We start from the raw sequence: 13621 nt of genomic DNA on the forward strand, positions 1-13621 counted from the left end.
GTCTTCGCAGTCCTCTCAGCATCCCGGAAGACGCTCGGCCAAATACGGCCTGACTTGCGAGATCGCCACCCGTTCCTGGGCCATCGTGTCGCGCGAGCGGATCGTCACGGCGTCGTCGTCCAAGGTGTCGAAGTCGATGGTGATGCAGTACGGCGTACCGATCTCGTCCTGACGGCGGTAGCGTTTGCCGATGGCCTGCGCGTCGTCGAAGTCGACATTCCAGTATTTGCGAAGCTCCGCGGCAAGTTCGCGGGCCTTGGGCGACAGCGCCTCGTTGCGGGACAGCGGCAACACGGCCGCCTTCACCGGCGCCAGGCGGGGATCGAGCTTGAGCACCACTCTGGTGTCGACGCCGCCCTTGGTGTTGGGGGCCTCGTCCTCGGTGTAGGCCTCCACCATGAACGCCATCAAGGAGCGGGTCAGCCCTGCCGCGGGCTCGATCACATAGGGAATGTAGTGCTTGCCCTTGGCCTGGTCGAAGTATTCGAGAGTGGTTCCCGAATGCTCGCTGTGGGTGGTCAGGTCGAAATCGGTGCGATTGGCGATGCCCTCGAGCTCACCCCAGTCGGAGCCGACGAAACCGAACTTGTATTCGATGTCGACGGTGCGCTTCGAGTAGTGGGAGAGCTTCTCCTTCGGGTGCTCGTAGAAGCGCAGGTTTTCGTCGCTCAGCCCGAGGTCGATATACCAGGCCTTGCGGTGATCGATCCAGTACTGATGCCACTGCTCGTCGGTTCCGGGCTCGACGAAAAACTCCATCTCCATCTGCTCGAACTCGCGCGTCCGGAAGATGAAGTTGCCCGGGGTGATTTCGTTGCGGAAGCTCTTGCCGGTCTGGCCGACGCCGAACGGCGGCTTCTGACGGGTCGCGTTGAGCACGTTCTTGAAGTTGATGAAGATGCCCTGCGCGGTTTCCGGACGCAGATAGTGCAGTCCGGACTCGTCCTGAATCGGGCCGAGGTAGGTCTTCAGCATCATGTTGAAATCGCGCGGCTCGGTGAACTGGCCACGATTTCCGCAATTGGGGCAGGGAACCTCGTCCAGCGAAACCGAGTCGGCGTCCTCGATACCCTTGCGGTGGGCGTATTCCTCGGTGAGCTGATCGGCGCGAAAACGCTTGTGACAGCTCAGGCACTCGACCAGCGGATCATTGAAGACCGAGACATGGCCCGAGGCGACCCAGACCTCTCGGGGCAGGATGACCGAGGAGTCGAGACCGACGACATCGTCACGGCTGGTGACCATGTAGCGCCACCACTGCTTCTTGATGTTCTCCTTGAGCTCCACGCCCAGCGGGCCGTAATCCCACGCCGCCTTGGTGCCGCCGTATATCTCGCCGCACGGGAAGACGAATCCCCGGCGCTTACACAGATTGATGACCTTGTCGAGAGTGCTCTCAGCCATGACATGCCCTACTGTTCTGGTCCCCACGAAAGGGACGGCTCCCCGGTACCTGGCTGGCATCGGGTGTGACGTCCTCAACCCGAGCTCGGGCTTTGATCCGTCAGGATCCAAGGACGACGACCGCCCACTAGGCTATCTGCTCCGGCTTGAAAGATGAACCGCGTCCGGCACCGATGACGACCCAGCCCTGCTACAAGCCACCCACGGCCTTGAAGCAGCTTTGGCCCCATGGTGCGGACATCTCCGGGTGCCCACAATTGTCACGTGGGTCGGTATTTCATGTGGGCAGGCGTGGACGTCGTCATGCACTATGAGTGTCATCGGTGGCCATCCAATTTGCCTGCACGGCACAGCTAGATGATAATGATTCTCATGATCTCTTCGAAGCCACTGCGCTATGCCACGACCGCCGCAGGAGTCGCCTGCTTGCTGCTGACCGCCGGATGCTCAACACCCGCCGATGAGGACGACTCGGCGACCAGCATTGTGGTCGGCGCCTATCCATTCGAGTTCGTCGCCGCCCAGGTTGCCGGGGATTATGCGAACGTGACCAATCTGCTTGCTCCCGGCTCCGATGGCCACGACCTCGAACTCTCACCACAGCAGGTGGGCGCCGTGGAGACAGCCGATCTCGTCGTGTACCAGTCCGGCTATCAGGCAGCGATGGACGAGGCAGTCGAGCAGCAAGCCCCGGCCAACGTGCTCGACACCGCCTCCTTCCTCACCCTTCGCACCGCCGAAGAAGACGGCGTGAATGAAGAAGAGGAGGAAAGCCACGACCACAGTGAAGACGGCGACGATCATGACCACGGTGCCTACGACCCGCACGTGTGGCTCGACCCGCAGAACATGGCAGAGATCGCAACCCACACGGCCGAGGTCCTCGGCCAAATCGATCCCGACAACGCAGACGCCTTCCAGGCCAACGCCGACCAGCTGACCTCGCAGTTGAACGATCTGGACTCTGAGTATTCGTCCGGTCTGGCGAATTGTGCGACCACGACCTTCGTCACCAATCACACGGCCTTCGGCTATCTGGCCGCCCGCTACGGCCTTGATCAGGTGGGCATCAGCGGCCTGTCTCCCGAGGAGGAACCGAGCCCCGCACGCATCGCCGAGGTTCAGCAGATCGCCCAAGACAACGACCTGACCACGATCTTCTACGAAACCGCGGCCTCTCCCAAGGTCTCGGAGACCATTGCGTCCGATCTCGGGCTGGTCACCGATGTGCTCGACCCGATTGAGACGCTGAGCGACGATTCGCAGGGAAATGATTACATCGAGGTCATGAACTCCAACCTCGAGGCTTTGCAGAAAGCGAACGGCTGCCAGTGAGCGAACGCCAACAAGTAAGCGAGCTGATCATCCATGCTTCTGGTGTCGACACCTGGCTGGGCGATCAGCAGATTCTCTCCGATATCGATCTCGATGTCGGCAAGGGCGAGGTGGTTGCGCTGCTCGGCGGAAACGGCTCCGGTAAGACCACCCTGTTGCGCACCTTGCTGGGATTGATCCCCCACCAGAAGGGCGAGATCGAGCTTTTCGGCACACCCTTGGCGCACTTCAGGCACTGGTCGCGCATCGGCTATGTGCCGCAACGCGGGCGCCTTCAGGTGCCGAACGCCACCGTGCAAGAGGTCGTCATGCTGGGCAGGCTGTCACGCCGCCCGCTGCTCCGGCTGCCCCGCGCCGTCGACAAGAACGCGGTGAACGAAGCCCTGGAGCGCGTCGGCCTTTCCGGTGCGGGGCCTCGTCCGATGGCGCATTTATCCGGCGGCCAGCAACAGCGCGCATTGATCGCCCGGGCGTTGGCGGGCCATGCCGACCTGCTGGTTTTGGACGAGCCGCTCGCCGCCCTCGACGTTCGTACCCAAACCAGCCTTGCGCACTTGCTGGGACGCCTGCACGACGAGGACGGACTGACGATCGTCTCGGTGCTGCATGAACTCGGCGCCATGGAGCCGCTTCTGCAGCGCAGCATCGTCTTGCAGCTGGGCAGAGTGATCTACAGTGGTCCGCTGATCGCCGGGCCGCCGACCGACCACTGCGCCGATGACTCCCCCACGACAGGAAGCCCGATTCTTGAGCCCGAGCTGATCACGCATCCCGCCAAGGAGAACTGAGATGATCTCAATACTGGCTCTCGATTTCATGGTGCGGGCTTTGGTCGCCGGCGCGATGACCGGCGTGATGGCCCCCGCTGTTGGCAGCTACATCGTGCAGCGGCGTCTCAGTCTGCTCGGCGACGGGCTCGGTCATGTCGCGATCGCCGGTGTCGGCCTGGCTTTGATGACCGGGCAGGCACCGGTGCCGGTGGCCGTCGTGGTGTGCGTCGCGGGCGCGCTGATCATCGAGCTGCTCCGGCAATCGGGCCGGGCGTCCGGGGACGTCGGTCTCGCGATCTTGTTCTATGGCGGGCTTGCCAGCGGCGTGTTGATGGCCGGGCTTGCCGGACGCGGGGCAGGCATGCTCTCGCAGTTCCTCTTCGGTTCGCTGACCTCGGTGGACGACGCGGATCTGATCGTCGTCGCGGTGATGGCGGTCCTGGTGCTGGTCACCGCGATTGGCCTGTCACCCCAGTTGTTCGCGGTGTGCGCGGACGAAGATTATGCCCATACCCAGGGGCTACCCACCCGCATACTCAATCTGGTCATCGTGGCGATGGCTGCGGTCACGGTCGCTGTCTCGATGCGGACGGTGGGTCTCATGCTGGTCAGTGCACTGATGGTCATTCCGGTCGCCACGAGCAACAACCTTGTCCAGGGGTTCCGCAGAAGCTTGGGCACCTCGATGCTGATCGGGTTGATCTGCGCGGTGGCGGGCGTGGTGATCTCGTATTATCTCGATTCTGCGTCGGGTGCCACCATCGTTGTGCTGGCCATCGTGATCTTTGTCGCCACGCTTCCGGTCTCGACCATGCTGGAGCGCCGCAGACGCGCGCGTCCGCTGCCGGTCGCCGATGAGCCGGTCTTCGAACGCGCGGAGCCTCACGAGTCGATGGCCGAGGCCGGCCGACACCAGGCGGTCTTGCACGGCGATCACGTGGACTACCTGCATGACGGCCATCGTCATGCGCCTCATGGAGATCATTTCGATGAACACTAAAGCTGACAACGCCGGGCACGAATCTGGCCGAGATCGTCGGGGTGAACCCGTTGCAGGCTCGCCCGCCGGCCTGGATTCCCGGTCGCGCGCCGGCGACACGAAGACCGGTGCCGCGTCCGATCAGACCGGCCGCCCAGAACCGAAGCTCACCAAGCAGCGCCAACTCATTCTCGACCATCTCGATCGGGTGGACGAGTTCCTGACGGCACAGCAGCTTCACGTGACGTTGCGCAACGAGGGCGAAACCATCGGGCTGGCGACCGTCTACCGCGGACTTCAGTGGCTGGAAGAGGCGGGCATCGTGGACGCGATCCGCACCGAGGACGGCGAGGTCGCCTACCGGCAATGCTCCGTGGCACACCACCATCATCTGATCTGCCGGCGGTGTGGCAAGGCTATCGAGGTGAGCGGCGAGGCGCTTGAAGAATGGTCGCGTGCCGTCGCCGCGCAGTACGGATACACCGAGCCCGAGCACTTCGTCGAGGTCTATGGCCTGTGCCCGGAATGCTCCGGTAAACCCGCAACGAGTTGACTCCAGCGCCTGCTGAGACACTCCGACGGCCGCCTGTCGGCTCAGCACGAGGCCTGTCAGGCGAGTATGCAAGCTCGGAAATCGTGGTGAGACCGGGCGAGGTTGTTGTGAAGAACCCGCACCCCTATCCGGGCGCGCCTGTGTGAGCGGAGACCGGAGGTGGCAGCTCGGTCCGTAGTACGATCGCACCCGCACTAGCCACCGAATCCGGACGACAAGAGGAGCTTCCACAGCTTTCCCATAGCCTCTGCGTCTTTCATGGTTGCCGAACCCGATGAGGAGGACAACCATGAGCGATCAGAACCTGAACCCTTGGAGCCGTGAGGCGTGGGCATCCGGAAGCAGCAATTATCCTCAGCAGCCCGGGTATGAACCGGTCTTCGGGCAGCAGGCTACGGCGACCTTCACCGCGAATCCGGCAGATGCCGGTGCCGCGAACGCGCCCCGCAAATCACGTTCGAAACTCGCCGGGATCATCGCTGTTGCGGTACTCGCGGGAGCGGCCGGTGGCGGCGGAGCGGCCTACGGCGTCGCCAGCTACCTTGGCGCGGGACAGTCGTCCACCGGCGTCACCACCCAGGTCGTGCAGGCCGATCCCTCCAACCCCGATTGGACGACGGTTGCCGAGGCGGCCTCGAAGGCCGTCGCATCGGTGACCGTTACCTCCCAGAACGGAGCGGAGAGCCTCGGCTCCGGAGTCGTGATCGACACGGCGGGGCACATCGTCACCAATAACCACGTGGTCTCAGGAGTGGGAACCGGCGCCTCCATCATCGTCACCCTTGATGACGTCGCGTATCAGGCGACCGTCGTCGGCACCGACGCCGCCACCGATCTGGCGGTTCTGCAGTTGGCCGATCCGCCGGCCGATCTGTCCGTGATGAGCTTCGCCGATTCGTCCGCGTTGCAGGTGGGCGACGAAGTGATGGCGATCGGCAATCCGCTCGGCCTGGACAATACCGCGACCACCGGCATCATCTCGGCGCTGAACCGCCCGGTGACAACCGAGGCAACGACCGACAATTCTCCCGTCTCGCACACCAGCAGCTCGGATGTTGTGGTGACGGCGGCAATCCAGACGAATGCAGCGATCAATCCTGGTAATTCGGGCGGTGCGTTGATCAATTCGTCGGGCGAGTTGATCGGAATCACCTCCTCGATCGCCTCACTGAGTTCGGGTGAATCGTCGTCGAGCGAATCGGGAAGCATCGGGCTCGGTTTCGCCATTCCGGCCAATCAGGTGAGCAATGTGGTCGACCAGCTGATTTCCTCCGGCACGGCACAGCATCCCCAGATCGGCATCAGCGCGCAAGATGTCACCGGCACGGGGCAGTTGGGTGCTCAAGTGACCAATGTCACCTCTGGCTCTCCCGCCGACCAGGCCGGTATCCGCTCCGGCGATCTGATCACCGCCGTGGACGGTAACGCCGTCACATCGGCGGAATCACTGGTTGCATTGGTGCGGGCGACCCAGGTCGGCCAAGAGATCACCGTGACCGTCGAGAGGGATGGGCAGTCGAGCGACCTGACCGTTACGACGGTTGCCGCGTCGAAGTAGCAGGGGTTGGAGTTCGCGCCGAGTTCAAGATGGCCGCCGCCTGCGAGGCATCATCATCGTCAGGCAGCGTGATCGCGAACCTGCGTCCGTTGGTGTTTGTCACCAAGATGCCCGGCGATCGCCTCAAGATGATGGCCCAGCCGTCGCGAGCCGGCGCGAATCCCCAGCCGCCCCAATCGTGTGGCTGGATCACCTGTGCCTCGACCGATGCGATCTGGCCAGGCGAGACCTTCTTGATCGGAATGGGTATGACGCCCGAACGTACGACCAAGCCGTCGGCACCGACAGATACCTTGATGCTCGCCACCAGCAGACAGACCAGCACCACGGTCCCGAAAAGAACGCCGAAATGTACCACGGGCATGCCCGGCATGAACATCGTCGAAATGCCCACGACGGCCAGGCCCAGACCGAACCATAGATACATCGGCACCCAGTACCTGCGCTCCCACTGCGGAATCACTCGTGCCATCGATGTTCACCCCGGTCTCGTTCATAGAGCGAAGAATCTGCAGTGCTGGCCGCGCCGCCAGAAGCTTCACAGCATGATTTTAGGCCATCGATCCCCCGCTCACGGGCTCGGGCTCGCGGCGTGGCCGTGCAAAAGCTTCCGCGATTCGGTTTCCAGCGCGAAGCCCCGCACGTAGAGCTGCGCTTCAACTCACCAACTGCGGAAGGTTTCGCACGCTTGATCGCCGCTAGGAGCGCGCGACAAGCGGTAGCGAGCGCAGCCCGCGCTCCATATGCCAGGCCGCGAACGCCGCGACCAGCCCGCTCACCTCGCTGCGGGCCCGATCCGGCACCTTCGCGGTGACCTCCCAATCGCCGCACAACAGGGCAGACAGCAGCGTCCAAGCGCCGTCGCTGGGCAGCGCGGTTCGTGGTGGACGACAGGCGATGCAGACCATGCCTCCCGCCTCGGGCGAGAATCCGTCGTGCGGGCCTTCGAGTCCGCAACGTGCACAACTGGTCAACGCAGGCGCATAGCCGGCCACCGCCAATGCGCGCAACAAATACGAATCGAGAATCATCGTGCATGGTCGCGGCCCGTCAGGAGTGCCTGACCCGAGCGTCCGCAAGGCCCCCAGCAGTAACCGGTACTGCTGCAGAGCGGGTTCGCCTTCTTCGGCGACCAACCGGTCGGCGGTCTCGACCATGGCCTCACCTGCCGTGTAAGCACCGTAGTCAACCCGCATCGGAGCGTCATAGGCGTGCAGGGTTTCGACCTGGGTGATGACGTCCAGATTGCGTCCCTGGGCGAACTGCACGTCCACATGGCTGAAAGGTTCGAGTCTGCCACCGAATTTGGACGACGTGCGCCGCACTCCCCTGGCCACCGCACGCACCTTGCCGTGCGTGCGACTCAGCAAGGTGATGATGCGGTCGGCTTCACCGAGCTTGTGGGTGCGCAGCACCACAGCTTCATCTCGGTAAGTCGGCACATCTCCTATTGTGTCTCGCCACGCGCAATTGCCCAGCTTCGACACCCGTCACCCATCGTCTAAAGTCCTGAACATGGTTGAACATCCGGCGCACCGCTCCCCCACACCCCACCCGAGCGGCGCGCGACCTCCGGCGATTCCTGCCGATCTGATCCCGAAGCATGTGGCGATCGTGATGGACGGCAACGGGCGCTGGGCCAAGCAGCGTAATCTGCCGCGCACCAAGGGCCACGAGGCCGGCGAGGCCGTGCTGTTCGAGGTAATCGAGGGCGCCATCGAGATGGGCATCAAGAATCTCTCGGCCTACGCGTTCTCGACGGAGAACTGGAAGCGTTCCCCCGATGAGGTGCGGTTTCTGATGGGGTTCAACCGCGACGTCATCCACCGCCGTCGCAATGACCTCGACGCGCTCGGCGTGAAGGTGCGCTGGGCGGGCCGGCGTCCGAAGCTTTGGGGCAGCGTGATCCGCGAGCTCGAAGAGGCCGAAGAGCAGACCAAACACAATGACGTGCTGACCATGCAATTCTGCGTCAACTACGGCGGACGCGCCGAGATCGTGGACGCCGCCCGCCAGATCGCCCGCGAAGCCAAGGCCGGCAGGCTGGATCCCGATCACATCACCGAAAAAAGCTTCCGGCACTATCTGGACGAGCCGGAGATTCCCGATGTCGACCTCTTCGTCCGCAGTTCTGGCGAGCAGCGCATCTCGAATTTCTTGGTTTGGCAGTCGGCCTACGCCGAACTGGTCTTCATCGACAAGTTCTGGCCCGACTGGGATCGCCGCGATCTGTGGACTGCCGTCGAACGCTATGCAGGCAGGGACCGCCGCTTCGGCGGCGCCATCCCCAATCAGGTGGAGCATTCTCGCTGACAGTCCCTCGCGCGATCTGAACCATTGTTCGCCGAGTACGAGCCATCTCGTACACCACCTACTTCATGAGGTCCTCGGCGAAGTGCGTGTCCCCACCCACGGCAGACACCTGCCATGGTCTCGAGCTTTCGTGGGGCGTTTCTGCACGCCGGAGTCAGGTATTCGCAACGCCGCGGTGGCGACCGTGAATGCCAAGGTCACACCCCCGGCTGCATGCCCGTCCCCAGCCCCAGCTATCCTTAACACCGTTCATCCCTTAACGGTGTTCAACTGGAGTCGTCGCGGGCCTTTATAGCCGGTTATAGGTCGCTGAAACCAGAGGAGCCCCGCGAGCTTTAGGAGCAGTATGAATCTCACAGAGATGACCCGACGTGGCATTCAAGGAGAATCGATCACCCGCGAGCAGGCTCTTGAAATCCTGCGCAGCGACGATGACGAATTGATGTCAGTGCTTGCCGCCGCGGGAAAGGTCCGCAGACATTTCTTCGCCAACAGGGTCCGGCTCAACTATCTTGTGAATCTCAAGAGCGGCATGTGCCCCGAAGATTGTTCCTATTGTTCGCAGCGTCTTGGGTCACGGGCGGAGATCATGAAGTATTCCTGGGCCGACCCGCGGGCCGTCCATGAAGCGGTCGAAGCCGGCATCACAGGAGGCGCCCGCCGGGTCTGTCTGGTGGCATCGGGCCATGGTCCGAGCACCCGTGAGGTGAACCGTGTCAACCGGATGGTGAGCGACATCAAGCAGACCCATCCCGACATCGAGGTGTGCGTCTGTTTGGGATTCGTGGACGACGAGAAGGCTGCGTCCATCAAAGAAGCGGGCGCAGACGCCTACAACCACAATGCGAACACGGCGCGCAGTCACTACGGCGAGATCTGTTCCACACACTCCTACGACGACCGGATCGACACGGTCGAGGTATTGAAGCGCAACGGGCTCTCCCCCTGCTCCGGAGTGATCGCGGGCATGGGCGAGACGGACGAAGAATTGGTCGACGTCATCTTCGATCTGCGATCGCACGGCGTCGATTCGGTCCCGGTGAATTTCCTGCTGCCCTTCGACGGCACGCCCCTTGAAGGCACGACTGATCACCTGACCCCACAACAATGCCTGCGCATCTTGGCGATGGTCCGCTTCGTGCATCCGGACGCAGAAGTCCGCGCCGCGGCCGGCCGCGAGATGCACATCAGGACCATGCAGCCGCTGATGCTCGAGGTGGTCAATTCGATCTTCCTCGGCGACTACCTGACCAGTGAGGGTGCCGCCGGTGCCGCCGACCTTCACATGCTCGCCGATGCGGGATTCGTCCCCGAGGGACTTGACGAGTTGCCAGCGCCGCTGGCCCCGGCGATGGACGATCATGCCGTTCCGATCCGTCACCGTGGTATCGGAACCAAACTCCCGGCGAACGCCTGAACCACAGCTGTGCTACATGGGTCAACGTGGCCTGGAGTGCATGACGAACCCTGACCATCACGGTTGATGAGGAGACGCTCAGGCGCGCTCGAATTCGAGAGATCGAGCGCGGCGAATCGGTCAACCGGGTGCTCGCCCAGCGGTTGGAGGAGTATGCGGGAGCCGACACCGAACGCGAGCGGCGGCAGAAAGCTGCCGATGACTTTGTCCAGTTCGCCCGCCCCCACAGCGGCAGCAGCAATGGACGCGGCTGGACCCGCGAAGAATTGTACGAAGAACGGCTTGAGAAGCTCCTACCGTGACCGTGAAAGCGGCTAGCGTCCGCGCTCGGATTTTGCCGGTGGACGATCACCCCGAATGGACGCGACCATGTCGAGTACCCGTCGGGTGGCTCGCACATCGTGCGCACGAAACACGGTCGCACCCTGCCAAGCCGCGACAGCCGTCGCCGCGAGGGTGCCCTCCAGCCGCTCATCGATGTCCAGGTCGAGGGTCTCGCCCACGAAATCCTTGCGGCTGATCGCCTGCAGCACCGGGTATCCGAGTGCCACGACGCGTTCAGTGGTCGCCACCAGCCGCAACGAGTTCATGGTGGTCTTGCCGAAATCCAACGTGGGGTCGAGCAGTATCGCCTCTTTGGCGACTCCTGCGTCCAGTGCCCGTCGGGCGTCGGCGGCCAGCGAACCTAGCACCGCATCGACCACCGCGTCACCGGGCCCGTAGTCGATTCCATCCGGGTCGGTTCGCGGCGGAAGACCACCGGTGTGCGAAACCACATAGCCTGCGCCCTCGCGCGCCGCGACGAATGCCAATTCGGGGTCTGCTCCCGCCCAGGTGTCATTGATCAGGTCGAACAGGCCGCTGCAGGCCGTCGCTACCTCGGTTCGCCAGGTATCCAGACTGATCAGCAACTCCGGGAACCGCTCCCGCAACACCGTCAAGAACGGACGCACCCGTTCGATCTCGGCGGCCTCGCTGACCCAGTCACCGTCTTCACCGGCCCGCACACCCCCGACGTCGACGATGTCGGCGCCGTCGGTGATCATCTGCTGGGCGCAGGCAAGGCCGCCGTCCAGATCGAGATACCGGGCCGGTGCATAGAAGGAATCGGGCGTCCGGTTGATGATGCCCATCACCGCCGGATGACCGGCATCAATGACGTGATCACGAAGTATCAAGGGCGCGGGCTGAGTAGGACTCACGGGTTCGAGTCTGCCACGATCCCCGGCGGGCATCGCCGTATTGGCGCCCACCGGGGATCGTTATCGCGACAGGAGAGAAGGATCAGCCGGCGATCGCCAAAGCATCCGCACTATGCCTGTTGACCGCGCTCATCACGGCCTTCAGCGAGGCAGTGGTGATGTCCGGGTCGATGCCGACGCCCCAATGCACCTCGGTCTCGCCGTTCTCGATCTCGCACTCGACGTAGGCGGCTGCCTTCGCATCGCCACCGGCGGTCAACGCGTGCTCCTGGTAGTCCAACACGCGTACCCTGACGCCGACGCTGGTCAACGCGTCCACGAAGGCCGACACCGGGCCGTTGCCCTCACCGCTGATGACCTTCTCAACGCCATCCGACGAAATGCGGGCCTTGATGGTCGCCTGGCCGTCCTCGCTGGTCTCCAACGTGAATCCCTTGCCGCGCAACGGTTCGGTGCGGTTCAGGTATTCGTCCGAGAAGATCTGCCACAACTGCTCGCTGGTGACTTCGCCGCCCTCGGTATCCGAATGATGCTGGACGACGCGGCTGAACTCCATCTGCAGTCTGCGCGGCAGCACCAGCGAGTAGTCGTTCTTCATCAGATATGCCATGCCGCCCTTGCCGGACTGGCTGTTGACGCGGATGACGGCCTCGTAGTTGCGGCCGACATCGTGTGGATCGACCGGCAGGTAAGGTGCCTGCCAGGCGACCTCGTGGACGCCCACCCGCTCACGCTCCGCCTTGGTCTCCAGATCTTCCAGTCCCTTCTTGATGGCGTCCTGATGAGACCCCGAGAAGGCGGTGTAGACCAGATCGCCGGAGTAGGGCTGGCGGGCAGGCACCGGCATGCCGGTGCAGTATTCAACCGTGCGGCGTACCTCGTCGAGGTTGCTGAAGTCGATCTTCGGGTCGATGCCCTGGGTGTACAGGTTCATGCCGAGAGTGACCAGGTCGACGTTGCCGGTGCGCTCACCATGCCCGAACAGACAGCCCTCGACCCGGTCGGCGCCGGCCATCAGACCGAACTCGGACGCGGCCACACCGGTGCCCCGGTCGTTGTGAGTGTGCAGCGACACACAGACACTCTCGCGCCCGTTGATGTTGCGGCAGAAGTACTCGATCTGGTCGGCGTAGGTGTTCGGCGTGCTCATCTCTACGGTGGCCGGCAGGTTCAAGATGAGTTCGCGCTCGGCGTCGGGCTGCCAGATGTCGATGACGCCGTTGCAGACCTCGACGGCGTATTCGGTCGGGGTCTGGGTGAAGATCTCGGGCGAGTATTCGTAGCCGAACTCCACATTGCCCAGGTACTTCTCTGCGGCCTTGATTACCCAGCGGGTGCCGTCGACCGCCAGCTGCTTGCATTCTTGCTCGTCGGTGTGGAATACCACCCGGCGAAACAGCTCGGCGACTGCGTTGTACATGTGGATGGTGCCGCGCTTGGCTCCGATCAGCGACTGCGCGGTGCGGTCGATCAGGTCTTCGCGAGCCTGGGTCAGCACCGAGATGGTCACGTCGTCGGGGATGGCGTCCTGCTCGATCAGCGAGCGGACGAAATCGAAATCGGTCTGCGAAGCGGACGGGAATCCGACCTCGATCTCCTTGTAGCCCATCTGCACCAGCAGATCGAACAGCTTGCGTTTGCGTCCGGGAGTCATCGGGTCGATCAGCGCCTGATTGCCGTCGCGCAGATCGGTGGACAGCCAGCGCGGCGCCTTGTCGATCGTCTTGTTCGGCCAAGTTCGGTCGGCGAGCACCAGCGGCCGGAAAGGCCGGTAACGCTGGAAGGGCATCGGCGTCGGCTGCTGAACCGGACGCGGCTGCGGGTTGATATGGGGCTTCGGGGTGCCGTGAATATCGGTCGTGGTCATAAGAGTCTCCTTGGCTGCGGATGAGGTTGGGTCAGTCGGACGCGCCAAAAACTCCGCAGCGAGAGGGACTGGCCTTAGCGAGTCTCGCTGCGGCGACCAAGGAGGAGCGCCACCAAGGCGCCAAAGGTCGAAGCCACGTGCCTACCTTAAACCCGTTCGTCGGCTCAGGCCAAACACCGATCGCTGGTCGGACGCTCTGAGGCCCTCCCCTCCCGCCTGCTAC

Annotated in this window: 12 protein-coding genes; 7 read left to right on the forward strand and 5 right to left on the reverse strand. The window is 63.3% G+C overall.

The genetic code is table 11. The features are described 5' to 3' along the window. Window positions 1-15: 15 nt before the first annotated feature. The gene (locus QQ658_RS07860; protein WP_286024325.1) at window positions 16-1404 is read right to left on the reverse strand and encodes a glycine--tRNA ligase; all 1389 of its coding nucleotides are present in this window, start codon (window positions 1402-1404) and stop codon (window positions 16-18) included. A 372-nt stretch (window positions 1405-1776) separates the two neighbouring features. Between QQ658_RS07860 and QQ658_RS07865 the strand changes: the two genes are divergently transcribed. The 5 genes from QQ658_RS07865 (at window position 1777) to QQ658_RS07885 (ending at window position 6599) form a co-directional block, all read left to right on the forward strand. Continuing rightward, a complete protein-coding gene (locus QQ658_RS07865; protein WP_286024326.1) occupies window positions 1777-2739 on the forward strand; it encodes a metal ABC transporter substrate-binding protein in 963 nt (320 codons plus the stop codon). Further along, window positions 2736-3527 (forward strand): metal ABC transporter ATP-binding protein, encoded by a 792-nt coding sequence (locus QQ658_RS07870; RefSeq protein WP_286024327.1) that lies wholly within the window; start codon window positions 2736-2738, stop codon window positions 3525-3527. Before QQ658_RS07865 ends, QQ658_RS07870 begins: the two co-directional genes overlap by 4 nt. Before the next feature lie 4 nt (window positions 3528-3531). After that, window positions 3532-4509: a metal ABC transporter permease gene (locus tag QQ658_RS07875; RefSeq protein ID WP_286027062.1), complete on the forward strand. Its 978-nt coding sequence runs from the start codon at window positions 3532-3534 to the stop codon at window positions 4507-4509. Between the two features lie 70 nt (window positions 4510-4579). Beyond that, the gene (locus QQ658_RS07880) at window positions 4580-5041 is read left to right on the forward strand and encodes a Fur family transcriptional regulator (protein WP_502928954.1); all 462 of its coding nucleotides are present in this window, start codon (window positions 4580-4582) and stop codon (window positions 5039-5041) included. 289 nt (window positions 5042-5330) lie between these two features. Further along, on the forward strand, window positions 5331-6599 hold the full coding sequence (locus QQ658_RS07885) for a S1C family serine protease (protein ID WP_286024329.1): 1269 nt from the start codon (window positions 5331-5333) through the stop codon (window positions 6597-6599). On the opposite strand, the gene QQ658_RS07890 is transcribed toward QQ658_RS07885, so the two are convergent. Both QQ658_RS07890 and recO read right to left on the reverse strand, forming a co-directional pair. Next, window positions 6574-7071 (reverse strand): DUF3093 family protein, encoded by a 498-nt coding sequence (locus QQ658_RS07890; protein WP_286024330.1) that lies wholly within the window; start codon window positions 7069-7071, stop codon window positions 6574-6576. The genes QQ658_RS07885 and QQ658_RS07890 overlap by 26 nt on opposite strands. Before the next feature lie 226 nt (window positions 7072-7297). Next, the gene (recO, locus tag QQ658_RS07895; protein WP_286024331.1) at window positions 7298-8041 is read right to left on the reverse strand and encodes a DNA repair protein RecO; all 744 of its coding nucleotides are present in this window, start codon (window positions 8039-8041) and stop codon (window positions 7298-7300) included. 73 nt (window positions 8042-8114) lie between these two features. Here recO and QQ658_RS07900 point away from each other — a divergent pair, with 73 nt between their 5' ends. Further along, entirely contained in the window at window positions 8115-8912 is a 798-nt protein-coding gene (locus tag QQ658_RS07900) for an isoprenyl transferase (protein ID WP_286024332.1), read from the forward strand. Between the two features lie 346 nt (window positions 8913-9258). Beyond that, the gene (gene bioB / locus QQ658_RS07905) at window positions 9259-10329 is read left to right on the forward strand and encodes a biotin synthase BioB (protein ID WP_286024333.1); all 1071 of its coding nucleotides are present in this window, start codon (window positions 9259-9261) and stop codon (window positions 10327-10329) included. A gap of 314 nt (window positions 10330-10643) precedes the next feature. Here bioB and folP read toward each other — a convergent pair whose 3' ends face one another. Further along, a complete protein-coding gene (gene folP, locus QQ658_RS07910; protein WP_286024334.1) occupies window positions 10644-11531 on the reverse strand; it encodes a dihydropteroate synthase in 888 nt (295 codons plus the stop codon). 82 nt (window positions 11532-11613) lie between these two features. Next, complete coding sequence (gene leuA / locus QQ658_RS07915; protein WP_286024335.1) at window positions 11614-13398, reverse strand: 2-isopropylmalate synthase; 1785 nt, start codon at window positions 13396-13398, stop codon at window positions 11614-11616. Window positions 13399-13621 lie beyond the last annotated feature (223 nt).

It is taken from the genome of Propionimicrobium sp. PCR01-08-3, from assembly GCF_030286045.1.
Classification (GTDB): Bacteria; Actinomycetota; Actinomycetes; order Propionibacteriales; family Propionibacteriaceae; genus Brooklawnia.

Coding starts and splice junctions, on each gene's coding strand:
- QQ658_RS07860 (WP_286024325.1), bottom strand. CDS start 1,404: ATGGCTGAGAGCACTCTCGACAAGGTCATCAATCTGTGTAAGCGCCGG.
- leuA (WP_286024335.1), bottom strand. CDS start 13,398: ATGACCACGACCGATATTCACGGCACCCCGAAGCCCCATATCAACCCG.
- QQ658_RS07890 (WP_286024330.1), bottom strand. CDS start 7,071: ATGGCACGAGTGATTCCGCAGTGGGAGCGCAGGTACTGGGTGCCGATG.
- QQ658_RS07885 (WP_286024329.1), top strand. CDS start 5,331: ATGAGCGATCAGAACCTGAACCCTTGGAGCCGTGAGGCGTGGGCATCC.
- bioB (WP_286024333.1), top strand. CDS start 9,259: ATGAATCTCACAGAGATGACCCGACGTGGCATTCAAGGAGAATCGATC.
- QQ658_RS07865 (WP_286024326.1), top strand. CDS start 1,777: ATGATCTCTTCGAAGCCACTGCGCTATGCCACGACCGCCGCAGGAGTC.
- QQ658_RS07900 (WP_286024332.1), top strand. CDS start 8,115: ATGGTTGAACATCCGGCGCACCGCTCCCCCACACCCCACCCGAGCGGC.